Origin of the sequence: Paraperlucidibaca wandonensis (assembly GCF_042677145.1) — a bacterium.
Lineage (GTDB): Bacteria > Pseudomonadota > Gammaproteobacteria > Pseudomonadales > Moraxellaceae > Perlucidibaca > Perlucidibaca wandonensis.
Map to the genome: position 1 here is coordinate 1,466,545 of NZ_JBHTIT010000001.1, position 24,973 is coordinate 1,491,517.

Consider the following 24,973-nt stretch of genomic DNA (forward strand, 5'->3'; position numbering starts at 1 on the left):
TATGAATCAGCGCCCAGACATCGCTCTACCACGCCAGGATGAAGATATCGTGCCGTGGCTTAGCACTCTGCTGCGCCAAGCGGTTAGCCTAGGCGCCTCAGATTTGCATATCGATGCGATGGCTGATGGCGCGCAGCTGCGCCTACGCATTCATGGTCTGCTTCACGACTGGCAACATATTCCCGCGCAATGGCAAGGTCGGCTAGTTTCACGCATCAAGGTCTTGGCCAGTCTTGATTTGGCCGAGCGGCGACTACCGCAAGATGGACGTCTCAACCTGCCCGATGTCGGCAGCCTGCGTGTCGCCAGCTTGCCCACATTGCATGGTGAAAAGCTTTGTTTGAGGCTTTGCGAAACAGGCGCTTTACGCAATCTTGCTGAGCTTAATTTACCCAATCATATCGGCGCCAATCTTGACCATGCTCTACAGTACCCAGATGGTTTAATTCTGATTACCGGCCCCACTGGCTCAGGCAAAACCACCACGCTATATGCCTGCCTGCAAGCGTTGAACTCTCGCGAACGGCATATCGCCACTGTCGAAGACCCCATCGAGCATATTTTGGCGGGCGTTAACCAAACCGCGATTACGCCGCGCATCGGCTTGGGCTTTGCGGAAATCTTACGTGCGCTTCTGCGCCACGACCCCGATGTCATTATGGTTGGCGAGATTCGTGATAAAGCCACCGCCGATATGGCCGTGCAAGCAGCCGAAACTGGGCACTTGGTATTATCGACATTGCACACCGGCAGTGCCCTAGAAAGCCTAACTCGGCTGCGGCACTTGGGCGTGCCGGATTATTTAGTTAGTAGCTGCTTACGCTTGGTACTGTCGCAACGCCTAGTTCGCAAGCGCTGTGGCCATTGCGCGCCACTCAGCCGTTTCGGCTGCATCGAATGCATAGATGGTTATCAAGGCCGACTCGGGCTATATGAAGCGCTAGCACTCACCCCAGAAATCGTTAATGCCTGGGCCAATGGTGCCGATCAGCGCGAATTGAGCGCATTGTTAATAAAGCAGCGCTGGCACTCAATGCGCGAACACGCCGCCGAATGTGTGAGCTCTGGCTTAACGGAAGTGCGCGAAATCGAGCGCGTATTAGGCCGTGAACTATGCACACATTAGGACAACGTTTACAGAATTGGCGCGAGCGACCACAAGCGCCTGTAGCCTCTGTTCGTCGCCAATGGTTAGCGCAATTGGCAATGCTACTGCGCTCTGGCATTGCCCTACACCCCGCACTAGGCCTTCTACAACTGCAGCAGCCCGTGCCTCAGCAACGCTGGTGGCAGCCGGTACTCAATGGCATTGAGCAAGGCCAGAGTCTGTCACACAGCCTTAGTCAGAAACAGGTATTTAGTGAGGCCGACACCGCGCTCTTGGGCATGGCTGAGCAAACCGGCCGGCTCAACGAACAACTCAGTCGCCTAGTCCATGCCCAGCAACGTCGGCAAAGCTTGAAGCAAGAGGTTCAACGCGCCATTCGCTACCCTTTAGTGGTACTCGCTGGCGCACTATTGGTGAGCGCATATTTGCTCACACAAGTAGTGCCAAGCTTTGCCGAGCTCTATGCCAGTTTCGATGCCGAGCTACCTTGGCTTACTCAGCGCGTGATGAACTTGAGCACTTGGGTAGCAAATTACGGGCTGCATTTGCTTGCGGCGGTGGCGCTTATCAGCAGCGCATTGGCATGGTTTTGGCGGCGATCAGCAGCGGTACGATCGGGGCTTTACCGCTTGCTCTGGCATTTGCCAGTAGCCGGCCCGCTCACGCGAGCGCATGCCCTTGGTCAATGGCACCGTGGCCTCTGCGAAACCTTGAGTGCCGGCCTATCATTTGTCGATGCTCTCGACTGCACCGCCAGCCTTATTGGGCAGTCGCCATTGAGTGGCGTTCAAACACCTTTGCGCGATGCAGTTTGTCATGGCCAGCGCTTATCTGAGGCGCTAAAGCAGCAGCCGCTCTACCCCGCACTGAGTTGGCAAATGATCGCCATCGGCGAAGAATCGGGTATGCTCGCGACCATGTTGGAGACATTAGCTGTGCAATTTGAAGCCGAACTTGAGCGCCGCTGCGAACAATCGGTAAAGCTCATTGAACCCTTGCTCATGGCTTTTTTAGGCGTCATTGTTGGCACCTTGGTGCTCTCGCTCTACCTTCCATTATTTCAATTAGGTCAGGTGATTTAATGCTATTGCTGGTGGTCATTTTCGGTCTCATCATCGGCAGCTTTTGCAATGTCGTGATTCATCGCACACCTAAACAAATGGACGCAGAATATCGCGCTGATGTCATTGCTTACCTTGATGCCCACGACTTACCAAACCCGCTAAGCGATACCGCTTCAGTAGACACGCAAAGCGACGCCAGATTTGACCTCAGCCATCCGCGCTCACACTGCCCGCATTGCCACACACCGTTGCGTCTTCGCGATCTCTGGCCGGTGTTTAGCTGGCTATTTTTGCGCGGCCGCTGCCATCATTGCCAAGCCCGCATCAGCGTTCGCTACCCCTTAGTTGAACTCTCAGTTGCCGCCATTGCGCTGGCTTCAGTGCTGAGTTTGGGTTGGCAATTGAGCGCAGTCGCTGCAGCTGTTTTTAGCACCCTACTATTAGTCTCTGCACTCATCGATTTTGATAGCCAATGGCTGCCCGACCGCCTCACGCTATTGCTACTGTGGCTGGGTCTGCTCGCCACAGCAATGGGCATCAACCCAATGCCTATTTCACTACACGAAGCCGTTATCGCCTGCGCCCTTAGCTACGGCGTATTTTGGAGTCTCGCAGCTGGCTTCAAACTTTTTACTGGTCGCGATGGCCTTGGCGGCGGCGATACCAAATTACTCGCAGCACTGGGCGCTTGGCTCGGCCCTTGGGCACTGCCTAATTTACTATTGATGGCCTCGGTTATTGGTCTCGTTTTTGCGCTTTGGCTGCGCTGGCGCAAAGGCGAGCAAGGTGCATTTGCTTTCGGCCCTGCCTTAGCTATTGCCGGCGCTGTGTTGTTTTGGCAGCCGCTAGTCGCTACCCTTGCCGGCTCATTTGCAACTCAGTCACAAACGCTATGGCCGCTTGGATTTTAGGTGTTAGTGGCGGCATCGGATCAGGAAAAACCGCTGCCACCGATCATTTTCAAACACTAGGTATCGATGTTATCGATGCTGATATTGTGGCGCGTGAAATCGTCCAAATCGGCGAATCCGCGCTCGCCGACATTGCTGAGCATTTTGGCCAGAACGTTTTACAGGCTGATGGCACGCTTAACCGCGCCGTATTACGTGAAATCGTTTTCGCCGATCCAGCCCAGCGCAAAGCATTGGAAGCAATAACTCACCCGGCTATTCGCCAGCGTTTGCATGAACAATGCATGGCAGCACAATCACCCTATGCCATTTTGGCCTCGCCCTTGCTTTGGGAATCGGGCCAAGCAGCGCTAACTCAGCGCAGCTTATTGATTGATGCGTCAGAGGCGACTCAACTAGCGCGAGCTAGTCAGCGTGATGGTGTTAGCGAAGCGCAGATTCGCGCCATCATGGCAGCGCAATGGACGCGCGAGCAGCGCCTTGCGGCAGCCGATGATGTCATCAGCAATGAAGGCTCAGTGGCTGAGCTTCAACAACAGATTAACGATATTCACCAAACCTATCTCGCGTGGCAACCATGAACGACAGCGTAAAACTTCCCGATGATGATGACGGCGTAGCCATTCTAAATTGCCCAAACTGCAAGCGCTTGGTGCGCTGGGAGCCAGCATCAGAGTTTCGGCCTTTTTGCAGCGATCGCTGCCGGCTAATTGATTTAGGCGCTTGGGCCAGTGAACGCTATGCCATTCCGGCACAAACCCCACCCGATGAATTTGACGAGCACGAGTGATTTAAAGCTCAACTCGGCGGCAAACTAAAACCCGCTAATACCCGCTACACCAACGCCGCCATGGCTGCGCGCCTGAGCCACTTGTGACTGGCGCAGGCCGCCCAGCGCATACACCGGCAGAGTCGTTGCCTGCGCCAACGCTGCCCAAGCAGGCCAGCCCAAACCAGCAGCATCAGGATGCGATGGCGTCGGCAATACCGGCGACAACCACGCCCAATCAGCCGCCACTGCCTGAGCCAGCGCCAGCTCATCAGCACCATGAGTCGCTACCGCCAAACAATATCCAGTCGGTAAAACATCGGCCTTGCTTAAAGCTTGCTGCTGCCACTGCAAGGCCTGTGATGAGCTGGCATGAAAACCAAACGCGCCAACCGAAGCACACGCGCGCACATCGCCGTGCAGCAGCAAAGGCAGGCCTACCACCTCAGTTAAGGCTAACGCTCGCTTAGCTAGCGCGACATAAGCTACTAATGACCACTGCGGCAAGCGCAGCACGAGACCATGGTTTACCCCAGACAAAGTGCAGCGCTCAGCCACCCAACCCAACACAGCGCTCTCGCTGGCCGAGTCATTAAAAGCAAAGTTGGGAGTGATATGCCAACACGATGGCCAGCGCAACGCAGCAATCAACGGCGCATTGGCCGCCGGAGTCGGCAGTAAAGAAATAGCTTCAGGTTTTTCCCAGCGCAACGCCTGACCTTCTCGACCTTGCAACAATGCACACTGCGCCGCATTCAGCGCTAGCGTATAGGCCACGATAGTTAGTGATCGATCCGGATAATTGAACTGGCGAGTAAGCAAAGGCTGAAACAGCGCTGCGGCCGAACGTGGTAAATCAAGCCCGACCTCCTCACGCAATTCACGCGCAAGAGCAGCCTCATCGGACTCGCCCGTCTCAACCTTACCGCCAGGAAACTCCCAAGTACCACCCAGATGCGCTTTGGCAGCGCGCTGAGCTAGTAATACTTCGCCTAGCTCATTGCGGCACACCGCCACAACCACACGCATCTTAGGAGCGGTAGTCGGCGTTGATTTTCACGTAGTCGTATGACAAGTCGCAGGTCCACACCGTGTCGCAGGCGGTGCCGCGAGCAAGATCGATGCGAATGGTGATTTCCGGCTGCGACATCACACGCGAACCTTGGGCCTCGGTATACGAAGCTGCGGCGCCACCATGCTCGCAGAGCAGTACATCATCGAGCCAAACGCGCAAAATACTCACGTCTAGCGCGGGCACACCGGCACGGCCAATGGCGGCCAAAATACGACCCCAGTTCGGGTCAGACGCAAAAAATGCAGTTTTGATCAGCGGTGAATGCGCCACGGCGTAAGCCACATCGCAGCACTCGTCCGTATTCGCGCCGCCTTCGACACGCACCGTCATAAACTTGGTCGCGCCCTCGCCATCACGCACGATAAGCTGCGCCAAGCGCAAAAATACGCGCTGCAGCACCGGTAGCGCCGCCACAAATAATGGATCATTACGATCAGTAATCAGCGCATTGCCGGCCTGCCCCGTCGCCATCAACACGCAAGCGTCGTTGGTCGAGGTGTCGCCATCAATGGTGATGCGATTAAACGACGTATCGGCAAGCTCGCGCAACACGGCCTGTAATAACTCAGGTGCAATCGCCAAATCGGTCGCAACATAGCCCAGCATAGTCGCCATATTCGGGCGAATCATGCCCGCACCTTTGGAGATGCCGGTTACCGTGTAGACCACGCCACCGACGCTAAATTGCTCGCTCGCACCTTTCGGCAGCGTGTCGGTAGTCATGATGCCCGCCGCAGCCTCAGCCCACTGCACAGCAGCCAAGGAGCTAATGGCCTGTGGCAAGCCTGCCTGAAGGCGCGATACGGGCAATAGCTCGCCAATCACGCCGGTCGAAAATGGCAGCACTTCATGTGGCTCAGCACCCACCAACTTCGCCAAGCTCTCACAGCTCAGCTCAGCCACAGTCATGCCGGCAGCGCCGGTACCTGCGTTGGCATTGCCGGTATTGATGACTAAGTAGCGCGGTGAAGCCTCGGCTAAATGGCGCTGAGCAACACGCACTGGCGCAGCGCAAAAGGCATTGGTGGTAAACACAGCGGCGGTATGCGTGCCCGCGGCCAACTCAAAAACCACCAAATCGCGGCGATTTTTATAGCGGATGCCGGCTTCAGCAAAACCAATCTTCACACCTGCGACCGGATGCATTACCGGCATCGACACATCACCAACCGCCATGACCGACTCCTACGACGCTAGTGCGCCAGCATTCATTACGCTAATTGTCCGTGACACTGCTTGTATTTACGGCCTGAACCACAAGGGCATGGGTCGTTGCGACCAACTTTCTCACCTTCGCGAACGAATGGCTGCACCGGCGTCTCCGCTGGCTGCTGAGCGGCAGAAATTGCTTGCTCAGCCTGTTCAGGCGAAAAGTGTTCGTCGGCAAACTCTTCCATCGGCATATCAGCACTGGCATCGCCGTGCGCATATTGCATCGACATAGATTGTGCTTCGGCGGCCCGCTGCGCTTCCATGGCAGCCACTTCAGCCTCGGTTGGCACATGCAAACGCGACACAGTTTGCACCAGCTCTAACTTCACTGAGTTAACCAACTGCTCAAACAGCTCAAAGGCTTCGCGCTTATATTCTTGCTCAGGATTACGCTGAGCGTAGCCACGTAAATGGATGCCCTTACGCAAATAATCCATCTGCGCTAAGTGATCTTTCCAATGGCGATCGATGACTTGCAGCATGAGCTGTTTCTCAAGCTGGTTCGCCACCGTTGTGCCCATACGCTCACGCTTTTCTTGCCAAGCGGTCTGCACTTCTTCACGAATGCGCTCACGCAAGCCATCCTCGTGCAACTTGCTGTCGTCATCTAGCCATTTTTGTACCGGCAAGGTGAGGTTGAAGTCGGCTTGAATAGCGTGCTCAAGACCGGCAATGTCCCATTGCTCGTCTAAGCTTTGCGGCGGGACATAGATATTAATAACGTTCTCAACGACATCGCTGAAAATCAGCGTGACGTTGTCGCTGATGTGCTCAGCGCCGAGAATGTCATCGCGTTGGCGATAGATTGCTTGGCGCTGCTCATTCGCAACGTCATCGTATTTCAGCAAGTTTTTACGAATATCGAAGTTGCGCGCCTCAACTTTACGCTGAGCACCTTCAATCGATTTCGACACCCATGGATGCTCGATGGCCTCACCAGGCTTCATGCCTAGCGATTTCATCATGCCTTTGACGCGATCACTGGCGAAGATGCGCATCAAGTCATCTTCGAGTGACAAGTAAAAACGCGTCACACCTGGGTCGCCTTGACGGCCCGAACGGCCGCGCAGCTGGTTATCGATGCGGCGTGATTCGTGGCGCTCAGAACCAATAATATGCAAGCCACCGGCTGCAATTACTTTGGCATGATCAGCTTCCCACGCCATACGCAGGGCATCGCGCTGCTCTGGCGTGATGGCATCGCCAAGCTTCTCAGCTTCTGCGCGCCAGCTGCCACCGAGTAAAATATCGGTACCACGACCAGCCATGTTTGTCGCAATGGTCACCGTGCCCGAACGACCTGCCTGAGCGATGATTTCTGCTTCATGCTCATGGAACTTAGCGTTCAATACGCGGTGCGAAATATTGGCTTTATTGAGTGCATTCGACAGCAGCTCACTGGCCTCAATCGTAGCTGTACCGACCAAGATCGGCGCGCCCTTTTCGCGATAAGCGATAATGTCGGCGACAATCGCGCTGTATTTTTCATCTGGGCTGAGATAGACCAAATCTTCCAAATCTTTCCGCACCATCGGGCGATGCGTTGGAATCACCACCACATCTAGGCCATAGATTTGATGGAACTCGGCAGCTTCAGTATCGGCGGTACCGGTCATGCCTGAGAGCTTGCGGTAAAGGCGGAATAAGTTTTGGAAAGTCGTGGTAGCCATGGTCTGGTTTTCAGACTGGATGGTAACGCCCTCTTTCGCCTCAACAGCTTGGTGCAGACCATCGGACCAGCGACGACCAGGCATGGTGCGGCCTGTATGCTCATCAACAATGACCACTTCATCATTGGTCACGAGGTAATGCACATCGCGCTGGAATAGCACATGACCACGCAATGCGGCATGCACATGGTGCAGCAAATTCAAATGCGCCGGCGAATACAAGCTATCGCCTTCAGCCAATAAGCCCATGTCGACCATGCGATCTTCCACAAACTCATGACCCGCTTCGGTGAGCTCTACTTGGCGTGATTTTTCATCGAACCAATAGTGCCCGCCATCCGCCACAGCTTCTTCAGCTTGGCGAGTCAGCAATGGAATCAGCTTATCAATTTGCGCATAAAGCTTGGATGAATCTTCGCTAGCACCTGAAATAATCAGTGGCGTGCGAGCTTCATCGATGAGAATCGAGTCGACCTCGTCAATCAGCGCATAGGCATGACCACGCTGGAAGCGATCCTCCAAGCGGAAGGCCATATTATCGCGCAGATAATCGAAGCCAAATTCATTGTTAGTGCCGTAGGTGATATCGGCGCGATACGCAGCGCGTTTTTCATCAGGTGGCTGCTGCCCACGCACAACACCAATGGTCAACCCTAAAAACTCAATCAGTGGGCGGTTCCACTCGGCGTCACGGCTAGCGAGATAGTCGTTAACGGTAACGATGTGGACGCCAGCGCCAGATAGGCCATTGAGATAGGCCGGCAAAGTCGCTGTAAGCGTCTTGCCTTCACCCGTACGCATTTCGGCAATACGGCCTTCGTGCAGCACGATGCCACCAATTAACTGGACATCATAATGGCGCATGCCGAGTACGCGCTGGGCAGCGGTACGGCAAACGGCAAAAGCTTCTGGCAGCAGCGCATCGAGGCTTTCGCCCTGCGCAAAGCGCTGCTTGAAGCTTGCAGTCTTGGCTTGCAATTCGGCGTCGGTTAAGGCGTCGGTTTCTGTCTCTAAGGCATTAATGCGCGCAACAATCTGGCGCATGCGTTTGAGTTCGCGTTCGTTTTTGGTACCGAACAGGCCGTGAACTAGGCGTGAAAACATGGTCACCACTCAGGGAATGTGCAAATCAGCGCGTCATTCTACCGACTTTATTGCGCTACGAAAGTATTTCGCTGAAGTTGCTGTGCAATGCAGCGATTACAGAGATAAAAAAACCAGCCTAGGCTGGTTTTTTTATCGATTCTGAAACATCAGAATGAGAGCTGCTATTGATTAGCGGCTAGCCAAACGAATAAAACTAGCAGGGTTGATACGCTGACCATGGCGCAGCACTTCATAGTGCAAATGCGTACCAGTCGAGCGGCCTGTCGAGCCCATATAGGCAACTAATTGATCTTTGCTGACCAAGTCACCTACACGAACTGCCACGGCGCGAGCATGCGCGTAGCGTGTCACCATGCCGTCGCCATGGTCGATTTCAACCAAATTGCCAAAACCTGAGCGAGAGCCCGCGTAGACAACAACACCATCGGCGACTGAGTAAATTTCGGTGCCTTCGCTGCCGGCGAAATCGATGCCGCCATGGAATTTGGTGCCGCCAGTAAACGGATCGCTGCGATAGCCAAACGACGAAGTGATATAGCCTTGGCGAATCGGCATATTGTTGAGATTCACCGTTTGGTCACGCAAGCCTTTCAGCGTGTGATCAAGAGCCATCAGCTGAGCTTCACGAGCCTGAATGTTTTGCCACATTTGTGACAAGCTCTTCTCTACCGCACGACGATCGGGCGCCTTGCCCATGCTGATGTCTTCCGAATCTTCATCTAATGGCCCGCCCATTGGAGGGTTTTTCGAGAAGTCGAATTCATCACCTTTAAGCTTTGCGTTTTCAGCTAAATGAGCACCCAGAGCGTCAATGCGCATCATGCGTGCCTGGATGTCGGCCATGCGCTCAGCCATAGCTCGTAGATCTTCTTGACGGGCCTTATCGGCAGCAGAAAACTGCGGCACCGATGGTTCCATCACATAGGTAGTTGCGGCCCAATAGCCGGCTGCGCCAATACCTAGCGATAAAAACACTAAGCCCACAACGCCAGATACTAGTAGGCGGGGATTAAGCTGTAATGTCAGTGGTCTGCCGTGTTTACGGCTTAAAAAAATTATGTTCATACTCGTTATCTCGGTTCACTGCCCGTATGATGAAAACTAACGGGGAGTACTCATGCGTACCAATCAACTGCTATCGCTAACTGACGTTTTACAACGACCTGTAATTGCTCGTTGGCAACGCCGCTTTGCTATTAGCACAACGCATGAATCCATTTGGCGCAGTGTCTTGGATGATAGTCTCCGATCTTCGTGTCGGCTTTTCTCATATCAGCAGGGTCTGCTTACGGTGGCGGTGTATCACACCACTGCAGCCAACCAACTGCGTTATCTAAATCGTATTTTAATTCAACAACTCAAAGCGCATGACGCTTTTTCCGCACTGACAAGCATACGTACGGTGTTAAAACCGCCGCCTGCCAGCCTTACAAATCCTGTTCCGCCGAAGCCAAAAAAAGCTCCGTTACGCATCAGCCGCGAGAGCGCAAAGCATTTAATTGCTGTGGCCAATGGGCTTTCAGATGCGGAACTTAGCAAGAAATTGAGGGACTTAGCAAGACATTCAGAGTGACTGCGAAGTACTCATATCTTGCTTGATTTTTCAGAATTCGGCCGCGCATAAATGTAAGCCATTGTAATAATAGGCTATTTATTGGCCATTAGTGCAGCGAATCGGCTTTTACATACGAAATTGGCGTTAAATTTTCGTCATCAAATGTGACAATTTCCCAAGCATCTGGCTGCTCAATCATCGCTCTCAGCAATTTATTGTTCATCGCATGTCCAGCCTTATAGCCTTCATACGCGCCCAAAATACTGCAGCCAAATAAATACAAATCGCCGATGGCGTCGAGCATTTTGTGACGAACAAACTCATCTTCGAAACGCAGGCCGTCTGCGTTCATCACGCCCGTGTCATCAACCACAATGGCGTTATCCATACTGCCGCCTTTAGCGAGGTTATTAGCACGCAAATATTCGATATCGCGTAAAAATCCAAAGGTGCGAGCGCGACTAACTTCATTAACATAAGCAGTGGTGGAAAAATCCACAGTCGCCCATTTGTGTTCATCGTGAAATGCTGGATGATCGAAGTCGATGGTGAACGATACTTTGAAGCCGTTGTAGGGCTCGAAAGCGGCAATTTTGTCGCCATCGCGAACTTCTACACGGCGCTTAATGCGGGCATAACGCTTTGGCGCTTCTTGCTCAGCAATGCCCGCCGCTTGAATCAAAAACACGAAGGGGCCAGCGCTACCATCCATGATGGGAATTTCTGGCGCGCTAACATCGATCAAGGCGTTATCGATGCCGAGACCAGCGAGTGCCGACATCAAATGTTCAACGGTACCGACGCGCACGTCATCATCGACCACCAAGTTGGACGACATGGTGGTCTCTCGCACGAGGTCTGCGCGCGCGGGGATGAGTACCGGAGGATTCAGGTCTGTGCGGCGAAACACAATGCCTGAGTCCACCGGCGCGGGATGCAGGGCGAGATATACTTTCTCGCCACTGTGCAGGCCCACACCACTGGCGCGTATGACTTGCTTGACGGTCCGTTGCTTTAGCATGATTGTTACAAGATATTTCAGAGGTAATGCATAGTAGCAGAGCCTCTGAAATCCCTCAATCAGCCTGGCGACGCAAAAATGCTGGGATATTCAGCAAGTTCAAGTCTGCACGACGCGGCGAGCCGTTCACCACTTTGGCATTACGCTCATAGGCTGGTGTGTCGTACTTGGCGTAAGCATCTTCTGCTGGCGCTGGGCTTGAGCTCACCGCCTGCGCCATTGGCACAACTGGCTTATCAGTCGATGCCGTTGCGGCAGATGCTGCTGGCACCAAGCTCATGGCTGAGCCTTTCTGCGCCAGTGGGCGTGCATGAGCTGGGGTGCTCGCTTTCGGCAAACCAGTAGCAACCACAGTGACGCGAATTTCATCACCTAAGGTTTCATCCAAAATAGTGCCGATGACCACAGTCGCTGACTCAGAAGCAAATTCGTTCACGATGTCGCCGACATCAGAGAACTCATCAAGACCTAAGCTTTCGTTAGCCGCAATCGATACCAATACACCGCGCGCACCTTTTAGCTGCACGTCATCGAGCAACGGGCTGTGAATTGCCATTTCGGTGGCAATGCGCGCGCGCTCTTCACCTTTGGCCGAACCCGAACCCATCATCGCTAAACCTTGCTCAGACATGACTGCGCGCACATCGGCGAAATCGACGTTGATGTGGCCAGGGTGCAAAATCATATCGGCGATGCCCTGTACCGCACCTTGCAATACGTTATTAGCTGCACGGAAGGCTTCGACCAGCGAAACCTTGCCGAGTACTTGCAGAAGCTTACCGTTCGGGATGGTGATCAGCGAATCGACGTGATGCGCCAAAGCCTCAATGCCTTGGTTCGCTACATCCATGCGCTTTTTGCCTTCGAATGGGAATGGCTTAGTTACTACACCAACCGTCAGGATGCCCATTTCACGAGCCACTTCTGCAACTACTGGCGCGCCGCCAGTGCCTGTACCACCGCCCATACCGGCTGTGATGAAGACCATATCGGCACCTTGCAATGTCTCACGAATACGATCGCGATCTTCCACTGCTGCTTGGCGGCCTACTTCTGGGTTTGCACCAGCGCCTAGGCCGCGCGTGACTGCATCGCCCATGTGAATCAAAGTACGCGCGGACATTTTTGTTAATGCTTGTTTGTCGGTGTTAGCGCAAATGAAGTCCACACCTTGCACTTGATTAGCAACCATATGCTCAACGGCATTACCGCCGCCGCCGCCAATACCAACGACTTTAATAATGGCTGAACCGAGTTCGCCGCCGTTTTCTGCTAGTGTAAATACGTTTTCCATGATGTTCTCCAGCCCCTTAGGGCTTTCGCCGATTTGTATAAATGCTTCAAATTTTTTGGCTTCCTGCCACTGTGGCCGCCGTCCCGCGACCGTCAAAAGCGCTCAGCTCATTCGCCTAACACTTAAAAGTTGTTTGCAAACCAACCTTTCAACTTACCCATTGCTTCACCAAGACCTTTAGTTGCGCCATGGCCTTGACGTGGCTTGCTGCTCACGCCATTTGCTAACGAACGTTGCTTGCCATACATCAATAGGCCAATACCGGTGGCGTAAATTGGGTTTTGCAAAAGCTCTTCCATGCCGCCTAACTTCAGCGACTGCGGCATACCGATACGCACCGGTAAATGGAAAATAGACTCGGCTAATTGCACTGCACCTTCGATGCGTGCCGAGCCACCAGTCATCACCACACCAGCTGCTAGATGATCGCCGTAACCGCAACGATCAAGCTCAGCTTGTACTAAGCTAAATAGCTCTTCGTAACGTGGTTCAACGACGGCTGCCAATGTTTGTCTAGCCATGGTGCGCGCTGGGCGATCGCCCATGCCGGGCACGCTAATGGTTTGCTCAGGATCGACTAGTTGCGGCACGACGCAGGCGTAGCGTGTTTTGATGTCATCGGCAGCTGGCGTTGGCGTGCGCAATGCCATCGCAATGTCATTAGTCACTTGGTCGCCGGCAATAGGGATTACTGCCGTGTGGCGAATGGCGCCATTTACGAACACCGCAATATCGGTTGTGCCGCCACCAATATCGATCAGGCAGACACCGAGTTCTTTTTCATCTTCGGTGAGCACAGCGAAGCTCGATGCGTATTGCTCAAGCACCAAATCATCGATAGCGATCTCACAGCCACTCACACATTTCTCAAGATTTTGCGCGGCGTTGGCAGAGCAAGTCACCATATGAATATGGCCTTCTAAGCGCACGCCAGCCATGCCCAAAGGATTGCGGACATCGCCTTGGTTATCGACCAGATACTCCTGCGGCAGCACATGCAATATGCGCTGATCGACAGGATTGGCGCCCGACTTTGCCGCCTCTATAACGCGCTCGATGTCATTTTTCGACACCTCACCATCACGAGTGGCAACCACGGCACTGGCGTTGCGACCGCCAATATGGCTGCCGGCAATGCCAATATAGGCTGAGAAAATGCTGCAGTCGGCCATCAGCTCAGCCTCACCTACAGCCTCCTTAATGGCCACCATGGTTTCGTCAATGTTGACGACTACACCTTTGCGCATACCTTTTGATGGCCGCGAGCCGTAGCCAATAATTTCTAGCGACTGCTCAGCGGAATTGATTTGACCGACTAGGCAAACCACTTTCGAGGTGCCGATGTCGATTGCCACAATCATAGGTGCTTGTGCGTTATGTGCCATGTTATCCATCCTGGCCACCGAAGGTGACCGAAAGCTGCCGTGATATATATTGCTCATTGTTGTTTTACCCCGCTTGCCGCCAACCAATCGCTACGCCGTTGCGATAGCGCAAATCTACTCGAGCGATACTAGTAATCTCGCCCGCCAACTGGCGCTCATAGAGCACCGTAAATCGTTCCAACTTAGCCAAAGTATCTTGGCCATCTACTAATACTTTCACGCCGTCATTGAGCGTTAATTCCCAGCTCATGCGATCGGTAAGCGCTAAAGCCTCTATGCGCAAACCAACTCGCGCCAATACCGCCGCCATTTTTTCGTAACGCTGCAAAACAAACTGCGATTGCGAGCGCGGCCCTGACAGCAGCGGTAAGTCGCTAACGCCAGTGGCGCTGCGCGGGCGAAACACCGAACCATCCCCACTCACTAAACCGCTAGGCTGCCAACGCGCGACCGCTTGTTTTTCACGAATATTGATGCGCACCGAGTTTGGCCAATGACGCGATGCGCTGACATCGGCAACCCAGGGATAGCGCTTCGCGGTGCTCTGTAGCGCGGCCAAGTTGACGGTGAAAAATGTGCCGCGCACTTGTCGTTCTAGTGCCGTTTGTAAATCGTTGCGTTCGAGCTGATGCAAGTCGCCAGTAATATTGACGTGGCTGATAGGCGTCTTTAATTGCCAATCGCGCCAAACTGTCGATACCGCCACGAGCACAACCGCAATCGCAATAAGCGATACCAACACCACCAATTTCTGCCCTAAGCCTGCCGAGAAACTGAAGTTCAGCTTCCAGCTCAGCAGTTGTCGCCAGCGCCCATTAGCCAATAGTGGCTCGCGTGCTGGCTTCGGCTTTGGCCGAGGCACAGCACCTATGGGGCGGCGAGCAGCGCTCATGCAGCGTCTCCGTTTTCACGTGTGGCTTGCGCCAAAATCGTCAACACTAGCTGCGTGAAATCGATGCCGCATGCAGCAGCGGCCATCGGCACCAATGAGTGGTCAGTCATGCCGGGGACTGTGTTGATTTCGAGCAACCAGAAGCGGCCATCGGCATCGCGCATGGCATCGATTCGACCCCAGCCACGTGCGCCTAAAACGCGAAATGCTTCGAGTGACAGACGTTGTAGCTCAGCTTCATCTTCAGCAAGCAAGCCGCTTGGAATGTTGTACTGGGTGTCATTGCGTGAATACTTTGCTTCAAAGTCGTAGAAGTCTGTCGCCGGCACCATGCGAATTACTGGCAATGCACGGTCGCCTAAAATGGCGATGGTGTATTCGCTGCCTTGAATAAAGTGCTCGGCAATGACTTCGCTATCGTGCTTTGCTGCGACTTCATAGGCTTTCGCTAAGTCTTCCACGCTATAGACTTTGGCCATGCCAATGCTCGAGCCTTCGCGTGAGGGCTTGACCATTAATGGCAGGCCTAAGTCGGCGACGACTGCTGCGAAATCCATGCCGGCATATAAACGGCGATACGTTGGCGTTGGCAGACCGCAACCAACCCACAGCTGTTTAGTGCGCGCTTTATCCATGCCGATGGCTGAGGCCATGACGCCACTGCCGGTGTAAGGCACTTGGAATTGTTCGAGCACGCCCTGAATAACGCCGTCTTCACCGCCGCGGCCATGGAGCACGATAAAGGCACGGTCATAGCCCTGCACTTCGACAATATCGCGCTCGGCAGGATCGAAGCGATGCGCATCGACTCCAGCTTCTTGCAAGGCTTTCAGCACCGCAGCGCCGCTGATTAATGACACGGGTCGCTCGGCGGCAGTGCCACCATAGAGCACGGCCACGCGGCCAAAATCGACAGACTGGCTCATGCCTTAGGCTCCGATAAATAGAGTTGGTGTTGTGCCAGCTCCACGGCAATGCTGCCGACGGTACCAGCGCCTTGGGTTAGCAAGACATCGCCTGCTTTTAAAATGCTCGGCAGGATGCTGGCCAGCTCATCACTAGCCTCAACGAATACGGGGTCAACTAGGCCACGGTTGCGGACACTGCGCGCTAATGAACGGCTATCGGCACCTGAAATAGGTTTTTCACCTGCGCTATAAACATCGAGTAAAAGTAGTGCGTCGACGCTAGAGAGCACATGCACAAAATCCTCAAAGCAGTCGCGCGTGCGCGTGTAGCGATGCGGCTGAAACAGCATGACTAAGCGGCGGTCTGGGTAAGCCTGACGAGCAGCGGCAATAGTTGCTGCGACTTCACGAGGGTGATGACCGTAGTCATCAACCAATTGCACGCCATGCATTACGCCTAAGCGCTGGAAGCGACGGCCCACACCTTCGAAATCATCGAGCGCCTTGACCATGGCGGCATCGTCAACACCTTCATCGGTGGCCACGGCTATTGCCGCTAAGCTATTTAAAACATTGTGCAAGCCAGGCAAATTTAACGTTACCTGCAGTGGATCACGACCTTCACGCAGTGCGGTGAAGCGTGTTTGCAAACCATCTTGCTCGATGTCTACCGCGCGCACATCGTTGCCTTCGTTAAAGCCATAAGTCACGGTTGGACGAGCAATCTGCGGCAGTAGTTCGGTGACGATTGGATCATCACCGCAAACAACAGCAAGACCGTAAAACGGTAGGTTGTGCAAGAAATCAATAAAGGTGCGCTTTAATACTTCAAAGTCACCACCGTAGGTTTCCATGTGATCAGCATCGATATTGGTAACCACTGAAACCATGGGTTGTAAGTGTAAAAATGAGGCGTCACTTTCGTCAGCTTCCGCTACAAAATAACGGCTGCTACCGAGCTTGGCATTCGTACCAGCACTATTGAGCAGACCACCAATCACATACGTTGGGTCAAAGCCAGCTTCGCCTAGAATCGAAGCAATTAAACTGGTTGTTGTGGTTTTCCCATGAGTGCCCGCAATGGCTATACCGTGTCGATAGCGCATCAGCTCAGCGAGCATTTGCGCGCGACGCACAATCGGTAAGCGACGGCTCAGTGCAGCATTAACTTCTGGGTTGCTAGTATCAATAGCGGTAGACACCACCAAAACATCTGCGGTCTCAATATGTGCTGCATCGTGGCCGATAAAAATATCCACACCCAGCTCTTTTAAGCGCTGCGTGTTCTTGCTTTCTTTCATGTCCGAGCCAGCGATTTCATAGCCCTGATTGAGCAAGACTTCGGCGATACCGCACATGCCTGCGCCACCGATGCCGACAAAGTGAATGCGGCGAATCCGGCGCATTTCAGGAATTTCAATCATGCGGCTGCGTGTGATGGGTCTCATGCTTCACCTCGTAAAATCGTGTTAACCACACGCGTAGTGGCTTCGGTCTCTGCCAAGGCACGAGCCTTTTCAGCCATTTGTTGTAATTTTTCGCGCTGCAATAATCCGCGCAAAGTAGCGGCAAATGCCGACACCGTTAAATCTTTTTGTTGAAACAATAACGCCGCGCCAGCATCGCTTAAAAAGCGTGCATTGGCGGTTTGGTGATCATCAACAGCATGTGGGAATGGAATCAGTACCGATGCCACACCCACTGCTGCCAACTCGGACACGGTTAGCGCACCGCTACGGCAAATAACGACATCGGCCCACGCGTATTCAGCCGCCATATCATCGATAAATGGCAGCACCGTGGCTTGCACACCGAGCTTGGCGTAGACCGCCTCAGCATTGGCGGCATGCTTGCGGCCGGCTTGATGGCGAATGATTGGGCGCGCTGCTGGCTCTAGCTCAGCGAACGCTTCTGGCACCAATTGGTTTAACGCCACAGCACCTAAACTTCCGCCTAAAACCAGTACCTGCAGCTGGCCTTGACGTTCGCCGTAACGAATAGCGGGCATGGGCAAGCTAGCAATGTCAGCACGCACTGGATTACCCACGGTGCTTACCTTGCTCGAAGCGGCAAAGGCACTGGGGAAGGCCTGCAAAATGCGTGTGGCAAAACGCGCCAGAGTTTTATTAGTAAAACCGGCAATGGCGTTTTGCTCATGGATATACAGTGGCAGGCCCAGTAGTCGCGCGGCCACGCCACCGGGGCCAGTAACATAGCCACCGAGGCCAATGACGGCATCGGCATTGACGCGGCGGCAAATTGCCATCGCCTGCCAAACCGCTACAAGCAACTTAAACGGCGCTTGCAGCAAAGGCAGCAGGCCATTGCCGCGTAGGCCGCCAACATTTAAATAGCTAATAGCAATGCCCGCTTTCGGCACGATGTCGGCCTCAATGCCGCGCGCTGTACCCAGCCAATGCACTTTCACGCCCTCAGCTTGCAGTCCACGCGCCACAGCTAATGCCGGGAAGACGTGACCGCCAGTGCCGCCAGCCATCACTACCACCGATTTAACGATAGTCATTGAGGCCTCCCGGACGACGCACAGCGCGTTCTTGTGGCTCGCTGGCTTCGGCATCGATGCGCAAAAGCACTGCCAAGACCACAAACATCATGACCAAACTGGAGCCACCGTAGCTGACTAGCGGTAGCGTCAGGCCTTTGGTTGGAAACAGACCGATATTAACGCCGATATTGATCGCTGCTTGGATGCCGATAGTCACCGACAAGCCATAGGCGACATAGCCAGAAAATATCTGGCCAGCACGCTCAGCACGTTGGCCAATGCGCAGGCCAGTCATGACCAAAGTGACCATGGCTAGCAATAATAACAAGACGCCGACTAGGCCAAACTCTTCGGCATAAACGGCAAAAACGAAGTCGGTATGTGCTTCGGGCAAGTAGAATAATTTTTGCACGCTATGGCCTAAGCCAACACCAAACCAATCGCCACGACCGAAGGCGATCAAGCTTTGCACTAGCTGGTAACCACTATTGTATTGATCGGCCCATGGATCGGTGAACGCCATTAAGCGCTTCATCCGATAAGGCTCGGCGATCATGATGCCGATGGCACCCAATAAAATTCCGCCCGACAGCATTAAATACAGCGCCATTGGCGAGCCTGCCAAAAACAGCATCGCCATCAATGCAATGACAATCACCATGCTGGCGCCGAAGTCAGGCTCTGCCAACATCAAGCCAACAGATATGCCGGCAAATGCCATTGGCTTGAGAAAGCCCATCCAGCCTGAGCGCACATCTTCTTGGCGGCGCCATAAGTAGGCAGCCATCGCCAACACGCCAGCAAACTTCAATATTTCTGATGGCTGGATGGTTAAGCCACCAATGCCAATCCACCGCATGCTGCCATTTACGCGACGGCCAATACCAGGAATCAAGACCAATACAATCAGCACAAGCGCCACTAAAAACAGCCAGTAGCTATAACGATTCCATGTCTCCATGGGCACTTGCGAAACCACCGCGGCAACCACTAGGCCAATGGCTAGATAGATCAAGTGGCGCGTGAAGAAGTAGAACGGATTGCCATAGTTGGCATCAGCGACGCCCATCGATGCCGAGCCAACCATGATTAGGCCGATGCAAAATAAGAAGCCCGCTGAGAGCAGCACATACTGACGATCGCTGAGCAAGCTCAGATTCATGCGCATGTTTTGATATGGAGCAAGCACGCGGGCCATCATGATGAATGCCCCGTATTGGAGCCGGCAACGAATGTTTGCACGCCAAGCGCAAACTGATCGCCGCGATCTTCGTAATGCTTAAACATGTCGAAGCTAGCGCAAGCTGGCGACAGCAAAATGGCATCGTGGGGCTGGGCAAATTGACGAGCGCTGGCGATGGCCTCATCCAAGCTCGCGCAACGCTGGCGTGGCAACTCGGCGGTGATGGCGGCATCAATCACCGACGCATCCTCACCGATCAACACTAGCGCACGGCCGAAGCTGGCCATAGCCGTTTGCAATGGCGTGAAATCTTGACCTTTACCGACACCGCCAGCAATGAGCACAACGCGACCGCCAGCCGGCGCAATTGCCGCACCTAGGCCATGAATAGCCGCGAGCGTTGCGCCAACATTAGTGCCTTTAGAGTCGTTATACCAAGCGATGTCATCGGCCAAGGCGACGCGTTGGCAGCGATGTTTTAAGCCGCTGAAATCGCGCAATGTGGCTAGCATGGCATCACGCGACATGCCCACAGCCTCGCCCAATGCCAAACAAGCTAGCGCATTGGCAATATTGTGCTGACCAAAGATTTGCAACTCGGCAACAGGCATTAATAGCTCGCGACCGCGTGCCAACCAAGGCTCGCCATCGACGCTTAAAACGCCGTGATCGTTTAGATCTGGCGCACTCAAACCAAAACTTGCATGCGGCAGACTATCGGCGATTAATGGCCGTGTTAATTTGTCATCGCGGTTAAATACATAGCGCTGGCAGTTGCGGAAAATACGGTGCTTAGTCTGATGATATTCGACCATGCCGCTGTAGCGATCCATATGGTCTTCGCTGATGTTCAACACCACCGCCACCGCTGCTTTCAGCGAATGCGTGGTTTCAAGCTGGAATGACGACAACTCCATGACGTAGAGGTCTTTGTCACCCTCAGCGAGCATGTCTAAAACTGGTGTGCCGATATTGCCGCAAACGCCGACATTTAAGCCGTCACGCTCGGCCATCAAACCCATCAATGTGGTGACTGTGCTTTTTGCGTTAGATCCGGTGATAGCAATAATCGGTGCCGTGGCTTCGCGGCAAAATAGCTCTACGTCGCCAACCACCAAAACACCTGCGCGACTTGCGGCAGCAATTTCTGGTGTAGAAATTGCCATGCCTGGGCTGGAAATAATTTCACTGGCCGACAACAGCAGCTCGGCATTTAAGCCGCCAAGATACACATTAACTTCGGGAAACTCAGCACTGAGCTCAGCTAAACCGGGCGGATGCTCGCGCGTATCATTAACCGCAACGCTATAGCCTTTGCTACGTAAATAACGCACGCACGAGAGCCCAGTCTTACCCAGACCAATCACTACTCGTAGACCACCGCGCGCTATTAACATGCTCAGCTCCTAACGCAATTTCAAGGTCGCAAGACCAATGAGCACCAACATGAATGAGATGATCCAGAAACGCGCAACCACGCGAGTCTCGGGCCAGCCTTTAAGTTCAAAATGGTGATGAATAGGAGCCATGCGGAAGATGCGTTTGCCGGTGAGTTTGAAGCTTGCCACCTGCATCATTACCGACACGGTCTCCATGACGAAGACCCCGCACATAACGAATAAAACGATTTCCTGACGCACGATGACCGCGATAGTGCCGAGCACAGCACCCAGTGACAGCGCGCCGACATCACCCATGAAAACTTGCGCGGGATACGCGTTGAACCAGAGGAAACCAAGACCGGCGCCAATGATTGCGCCACAGATAATGATGAGCTCGCCCGACCCGGCCACGAAGGGGATTTGCAGGTAGGTGGCGAACTTAATATTGCCGGTGACGTAGGCAAAAATAGCCAATGCGCCAGCGACCATGACGGTAGGCATAATCGCCAAGCCATCAAGGCCGTCGGTAAGATTGACCGCATTACTAGCACCTACGATGACGAAGTAGCTGAGCACGATGTAGGCGATACCAAGCGGGATAATGATGTCTTTGAAAAACGGCACGATGAGACTGGTTTCAATTGGCGTTTTCGCAGTCATGTAAAGAAACACTGCCGCACCAAGACCAGCCACCGACTGCCAGAAATACTTCCAACGACTCGGCAAACCGCGAGGGTCTTTCTCGACAACTTTGCGATAGTCATCGACCCAACCGACCATGCCAAACACTGCCATCACCGCCAGCACCACCCAGATATACATATTATCTAAGCGCGCCCAAGCCAAGGTGCTGACCAAAATCGTGGTCAAAATGAGTACGCCGCCCATAGTTGGCGTGCCGACTTTAGCCAAATGCGTTTGCGGGCCATCTGTGCGAATGGCTTGGCCAAATTTCATCGCTTTCAGGCGCTCAATCATCCACGGCCCCCACCAAAGCGATAGCGCAAAGGCAGTGACAATGCTGAGCATGAAGCGAAAGGTGAGGTAGTTAAATACCGCAAAGCCTTTCACATGCTGGCTGGCCCAATCGGCTAAGACTAGGAGCATTAGTGCACTCCCGCCGACTCAGTAACAGCGTGCACGATCTGCTCCATGCGTGCGCTGCGTGAGCCTTTAATCAAAGCACTGACTACGCCTTGTAGCTCATGCTCTAAGGCTTTCACTAAGGCATTGTGATCAGGAAATAATTGCGCCTGATTGCCAAAGCCATCGGCATAAAAATGCTGGTGCTGACCTGTGGTCATTAACGCGTCTATTTTTTTCATTTTTGCGTACGCTCCGACTTCACGATGGCCCGATGCGGTGGCATCGCCCAATTCACCCATATCGCCCAATACCAATACGCGTCGGCCCGGCAGCGAGCACAGCAAATCAATCGCTGCTTTCATGCTGTCGGGATTAGCATTGTAGCTGTCATCGATGAGATAAGACTCACCGAGGCGATGCAGCACACTGCGACCCATAAACGGGCGCGTGCTTGATAAACCTTGCACAATGGCCTCTAGTGACACGCCGCAGGCATGCGCCAAACCGGCTGCTGCCAAAGCATTTGCGACCTGATGACGACCCAATACTTGCAGCTGTACAGGCGCTGATTGCTCACCGATATGAAGCTGAAAGGCATATTGCGGCGTATCACCGTGGCTAATATTGCTCGCATAAATGTCAGCGCCAGCCTGTAGCGAGAATGTCACTACACGGCGCGAGCCCATCGCTTCAAGCCAGAAATCAGCGAACTCATCATCACGATTAATTACCGCCACACCGTCATCGGCCAAAGCGGAGTAAATCTCGCCCTTAGCGCGCGCAATACCCTCGCGACTACCGAATCCTTCTAAATGTGCAGTGCCAACATTGGTGATCACCACTGCCTGCGGCTTCACCATTGCGGCGGTGTAAGCGATTTCGCCAAGATGATTTGCGCCAAGTTCAAACACGCCGTATTGGTGCTCATCACGCAAACGCAGCAGCGTTAGTGGCACACCAATATCGTTATTAAAATTACCCTTCGTAGCCAAGGTATTACCTAAGCCTTCAAAAATTCGCGCAGTCATTTCTTTGGTAGATGTTTTGCCTGCCGAGCCCGTCATCGCCACTTTGGTGAGCTTAGGGAAGCGCTCGCACCATGCAGTCGCCAACCGACCTAGGGCGGCATGGCAATCAGCCACAACAATTTGAGCGATGCCTGCCGATGGATCCAATGATTCAGTAATCGCGGCTAGTGCACCTTTAGCCGCGGCTTGTGCGAGCAAGTCATTAGCATTGGTACGAGCACCATTGAGCGCGATAAACACATCATCGGCCTGTAGCGTGCGGGTATCGGTCGAGAAGCTACCAACATCGGCATCCAAGCCAACCAGTTCGCCCGCAATGGCGCGAGCAATATCCGAGAGCTTCATGCTCTACTCCTCAACAGCAAGGCCATACGCACCTGCTCTACATCACTAAATGGAGTACGCACGCCGTGCACTTCTTGGTAAGTTTCATGACCTTTGCCGGCCACCAAAACCAGATCATCTTCGCCCGCTTCTGCTATCACTTGCGCGATGGCATCGCCACGATCAAGCACGCAACGCACGCTGCGATCTGCCGCTAAGCCTGAGCGCACATGATCAACAATCGCTTGTGGATCTTCTTCGCGTGGGTTGTCTGTGGTGATGACTACGTGATCGGCTAACTCGCCAGCAATACGACCCATTTCTGGACGCTTACCGGTGTCACGACCACCGCCACAACCAAACACCACCCAAAGCTTGGCCTTGGTATGTTCACGCGCCGCCTTTAGTGCCTGCGCCAAAGCATCTGGTGTGTGTGCGTAATCAACCACCGCTAATGGTGTGCCAGATTCGCGCAAACATTGCATGCGGCCAGGCACCGGTGACACCTCAGCTAAAGCAGCCACGATGGCATCGATGTCATGACCAATGCTAAGCAGGCCACCAACTACAGCAAGTAAATTGCTGGCATTAAAATGACCAATCAATGGGCTTTTTAACGTCACTGTTTTGCCGGCAATGCGCAGCGAAATGTGCAGGCCATCGAGTGTGGCCTCTACTGACTCCGCTACCAGCTCAACATCGCTAGCTGGATTTAAGCTATAGCGCAGGCATTGCACGTTGTCAGCGAGCTGCGCCATCATTTCTGCGCCGTAAATATCATCGGCGTTTATGACCGCCGCGCGCAGATCAGGCCAGCGAAATAACGAGGCCTTGCTCGCCGCATATGAGTCCATGTCGCCGTGATAATCAAGATGATCGCGCGTCAAATTGGTAAACAAAGCGGTATGAATGCGTGTGCCAGTTAAGCGGCCTTGGCTCAGCCCATGCGAGCTCGCCTCAAGGGCAACAGCCTGCGCACCTTGATCTCGGAAATCGGCTAACAGGCGCTGTAACTGCAGAGGATCTGGCGTGGTGAAAATTGCCGGAGCTAGTTTGCCCGGAAAGCCATTGCCTAAGGTGCCCATGACTGCCGCACGCAGGCCTAATTTATTGCATGCGCCAGCGAGTAAATTGGCGATGCTGGTTTTACCATTGGTGCCAGTAGTGGCAAGCACAGTCATAGCTTGCGAGGGCTGTCCATACCAGCGCGCCGCCAAAAGCCCGAGCATGTCGCCTAGGCCTGGCACGGCTAATACCGGCACATGATTGATGACAGTGTTCAGAGTGAAATGATTATCGGCCTCAGTCAAAACTACCGCTGCACCAGCTTCGATGGCAGCAGGAATATGCTCATGCGCGTTGTAATGCGTACCGGCGACAGCAATGAAACAGGTGCCCGCGGTTACTTGACGCGAGTCGGCAACCAACGACTCAATGGCAATCGATTGCCATTGATCAGGGCAGCTAGGTAGTAAATCGCCGAGTGTCATCAT

Annotated in this window: 22 protein-coding genes; 6 read left to right on the forward strand and 16 right to left on the reverse strand. The window is 53.7% G+C overall.

Features of this window, described 5'->3' with window-relative positions; translation table 11 throughout:
- The first annotated feature begins 1 nt into the window (after position 1).
- Genes ACFQ0F_RS06865 through ACFQ0F_RS06885 form a run of 5 tightly spaced genes read left to right on the forward strand, consistent with a single transcriptional unit; the run spans position 2 to position 3,873 of the window.
- Entirely contained in the window at positions 2 to 1,126 is a 1,125-nt protein-coding gene (locus tag ACFQ0F_RS06865) for a GspE/PulE family protein (RefSeq protein WP_379070513.1), read from the forward strand.
- Entirely contained in the window at positions 1,114 to 2,190 is a 1,077-nt protein-coding gene (locus ACFQ0F_RS06870) for a type II secretion system F family protein (protein ID WP_379070515.1), read from the forward strand. Before ACFQ0F_RS06865 ends, ACFQ0F_RS06870 begins: the two co-directional genes overlap by 13 nt.
- Entirely contained in the window at positions 2,190 to 3,083 is an 894-nt protein-coding gene (locus tag ACFQ0F_RS06875; RefSeq protein ID WP_340674857.1) for a prepilin peptidase, read from the forward strand. Before ACFQ0F_RS06870 ends, ACFQ0F_RS06875 begins: the two co-directional genes overlap by 1 nt.
- Positions 3,065 to 3,664, forward strand: a complete 600-nt coding sequence (coaE, locus tag ACFQ0F_RS06880) for a dephospho-CoA kinase (RefSeq protein WP_379070518.1) — start codon at positions 3,065 to 3,067, stop codon at positions 3,662 to 3,664. Before ACFQ0F_RS06875 ends, coaE begins: the two co-directional genes overlap by 19 nt.
- Positions 3,661 to 3,873: a DNA gyrase inhibitor YacG gene (locus tag ACFQ0F_RS06885; protein ID WP_340674855.1), complete on the forward strand. Its 213-nt coding sequence runs from the start codon at positions 3,661 to 3,663 to the stop codon at positions 3,871 to 3,873. The genes coaE and ACFQ0F_RS06885 overlap by 4 nt, the downstream gene beginning before the upstream one ends.
- Positions 3,874 to 3,897: 24 nt before the next feature.
- On the opposite strand, the gene ACFQ0F_RS06890 is transcribed toward ACFQ0F_RS06885, so the two are convergent.
- The 4 genes from ACFQ0F_RS06890 to ACFQ0F_RS06905 all read right to left on the reverse strand — a co-directional run bounded on the left by ACFQ0F_RS06890 (position 3,898) and on the right by ACFQ0F_RS06905 (position 9,981).
- Positions 3,898 to 4,881, reverse strand: a complete 984-nt coding sequence (locus ACFQ0F_RS06890) for a Nudix family hydrolase (protein ID WP_379070521.1) — start codon at positions 4,879 to 4,881, stop codon at positions 3,898 to 3,900.
- A 1-nt stretch (position 4,882) separates the two neighbouring features.
- The gene (gene argJ, locus ACFQ0F_RS06895) at positions 4,883 to 6,103 is read right to left on the reverse strand and encodes a bifunctional glutamate N-acetyltransferase/amino-acid acetyltransferase ArgJ (protein ID WP_379070524.1); all 1,221 of its coding nucleotides are present in this window, start codon (positions 6,101 to 6,103) and stop codon (positions 4,883 to 4,885) included.
- A 35-nt stretch (positions 6,104 to 6,138) separates the two neighbouring features.
- Entirely contained in the window at positions 6,139 to 8,913 is a 2,775-nt protein-coding gene (gene secA / locus ACFQ0F_RS06900; protein ID WP_379070527.1) for a preprotein translocase subunit SecA, read from the reverse strand.
- Positions 8,914 to 9,084: 171 nt separating this feature from the next.
- Positions 9,085 to 9,981, reverse strand: a complete 897-nt coding sequence (locus tag ACFQ0F_RS06905) for a M23 family metallopeptidase (RefSeq protein WP_379070530.1) — start codon at positions 9,979 to 9,981, stop codon at positions 9,085 to 9,087.
- A gap of 52 nt (positions 9,982 to 10,033) precedes the next feature.
- On the opposite strand from ACFQ0F_RS06905, the gene ACFQ0F_RS06910 reads away from it, so the two are divergent.
- Positions 10,034 to 10,489, forward strand: a complete 456-nt coding sequence (locus ACFQ0F_RS06910; protein ID WP_340674850.1) for a DciA family protein — start codon at positions 10,034 to 10,036, stop codon at positions 10,487 to 10,489.
- Between the two features lie 88 nt (positions 10,490 to 10,577).
- Here the strand turns inward: ACFQ0F_RS06910 and lpxC are convergent, their stop codons facing one another.
- The 12 genes from lpxC to ACFQ0F_RS06970 form a co-directional block, all read right to left on the reverse strand.
- The gene (lpxC, locus tag ACFQ0F_RS06915) at positions 10,578 to 11,492 is read right to left on the reverse strand and encodes a UDP-3-O-acyl-N-acetylglucosamine deacetylase (RefSeq protein ID WP_340674849.1); all 915 of its coding nucleotides are present in this window, start codon (positions 11,490 to 11,492) and stop codon (positions 10,578 to 10,580) included.
- A 55-nt stretch (positions 11,493 to 11,547) separates the two neighbouring features.
- Positions 11,548 to 12,786 (reverse strand): cell division protein FtsZ, encoded by a 1,239-nt coding sequence (ftsZ, locus tag ACFQ0F_RS06920; protein ID WP_340674848.1) that lies wholly within the window; start codon positions 12,784 to 12,786, stop codon positions 11,548 to 11,550.
- Between the two features lie 122 nt (positions 12,787 to 12,908).
- Positions 12,909 to 14,171, reverse strand: coding sequence for a cell division protein FtsA (ftsA, locus tag ACFQ0F_RS06925; RefSeq protein ID WP_340674847.1), 1,263 nt, complete (start codon positions 14,169 to 14,171; stop codon positions 12,909 to 12,911).
- 64 nt (positions 14,172 to 14,235) lie between these two features.
- The gene (locus ACFQ0F_RS06930; protein ID WP_379070535.1) at positions 14,236 to 15,063 is read right to left on the reverse strand and encodes a cell division protein FtsQ/DivIB; all 828 of its coding nucleotides are present in this window, start codon (positions 15,061 to 15,063) and stop codon (positions 14,236 to 14,238) included.
- Positions 15,060 to 15,989: a D-alanine--D-alanine ligase gene (locus tag ACFQ0F_RS06935; RefSeq protein ID WP_379070538.1), complete on the reverse strand. Its 930-nt coding sequence runs from the start codon at positions 15,987 to 15,989 to the stop codon at positions 15,060 to 15,062. The genes ACFQ0F_RS06930 and ACFQ0F_RS06935 overlap by 4 nt, the downstream gene beginning before the upstream one ends.
- Positions 15,986 to 17,419: a UDP-N-acetylmuramate--L-alanine ligase gene (gene murC, locus ACFQ0F_RS06940; RefSeq protein WP_379070541.1), complete on the reverse strand. Its 1,434-nt coding sequence runs from the start codon at positions 17,417 to 17,419 to the stop codon at positions 15,986 to 15,988. Before murC ends, ACFQ0F_RS06935 begins: the two co-directional genes overlap by 4 nt.
- Positions 17,416 to 18,495, reverse strand: a complete 1,080-nt coding sequence (gene murG, locus ACFQ0F_RS06945; RefSeq protein ID WP_379070544.1) for an undecaprenyldiphospho-muramoylpentapeptide beta-N-acetylglucosaminyltransferase — start codon at positions 18,493 to 18,495, stop codon at positions 17,416 to 17,418. The genes murC and murG overlap by 4 nt, the downstream gene beginning before the upstream one ends.
- A complete protein-coding gene (gene ftsW / locus ACFQ0F_RS06950) occupies positions 18,482 to 19,678 on the reverse strand; it encodes a putative lipid II flippase FtsW (RefSeq protein ID WP_379070547.1) in 1,197 nt (398 codons plus the stop codon). The genes murG and ftsW overlap by 14 nt, the downstream gene beginning before the upstream one ends.
- The gene (gene murD / locus ACFQ0F_RS06955) at positions 19,675 to 21,057 is read right to left on the reverse strand and encodes a UDP-N-acetylmuramoyl-L-alanine--D-glutamate ligase (protein ID WP_379070550.1); all 1,383 of its coding nucleotides are present in this window, start codon (positions 21,055 to 21,057) and stop codon (positions 19,675 to 19,677) included. Before murD ends, ftsW begins: the two co-directional genes overlap by 4 nt.
- 9 nt (positions 21,058 to 21,066) lie before the next feature.
- Entirely contained in the window at positions 21,067 to 22,149 is a 1,083-nt protein-coding gene (mraY, locus tag ACFQ0F_RS06960; RefSeq protein WP_340674840.1) for a phospho-N-acetylmuramoyl-pentapeptide-transferase, read from the reverse strand.
- On the reverse strand, positions 22,149 to 23,501 hold the full coding sequence (locus ACFQ0F_RS06965) for a UDP-N-acetylmuramoyl-tripeptide--D-alanyl-D-alanine ligase (RefSeq protein ID WP_379070555.1): 1,353 nt from the start codon (positions 23,499 to 23,501) through the stop codon (positions 22,149 to 22,151). The genes mraY and ACFQ0F_RS06965 overlap by 1 nt, the downstream gene beginning before the upstream one ends.
- Entirely contained in the window at positions 23,498 to 24,973 is a 1,476-nt protein-coding gene (locus tag ACFQ0F_RS06970) for a UDP-N-acetylmuramoyl-L-alanyl-D-glutamate--2,6-diaminopimelate ligase (RefSeq protein WP_379070558.1), read from the reverse strand. Before ACFQ0F_RS06970 ends, ACFQ0F_RS06965 begins: the two co-directional genes overlap by 4 nt.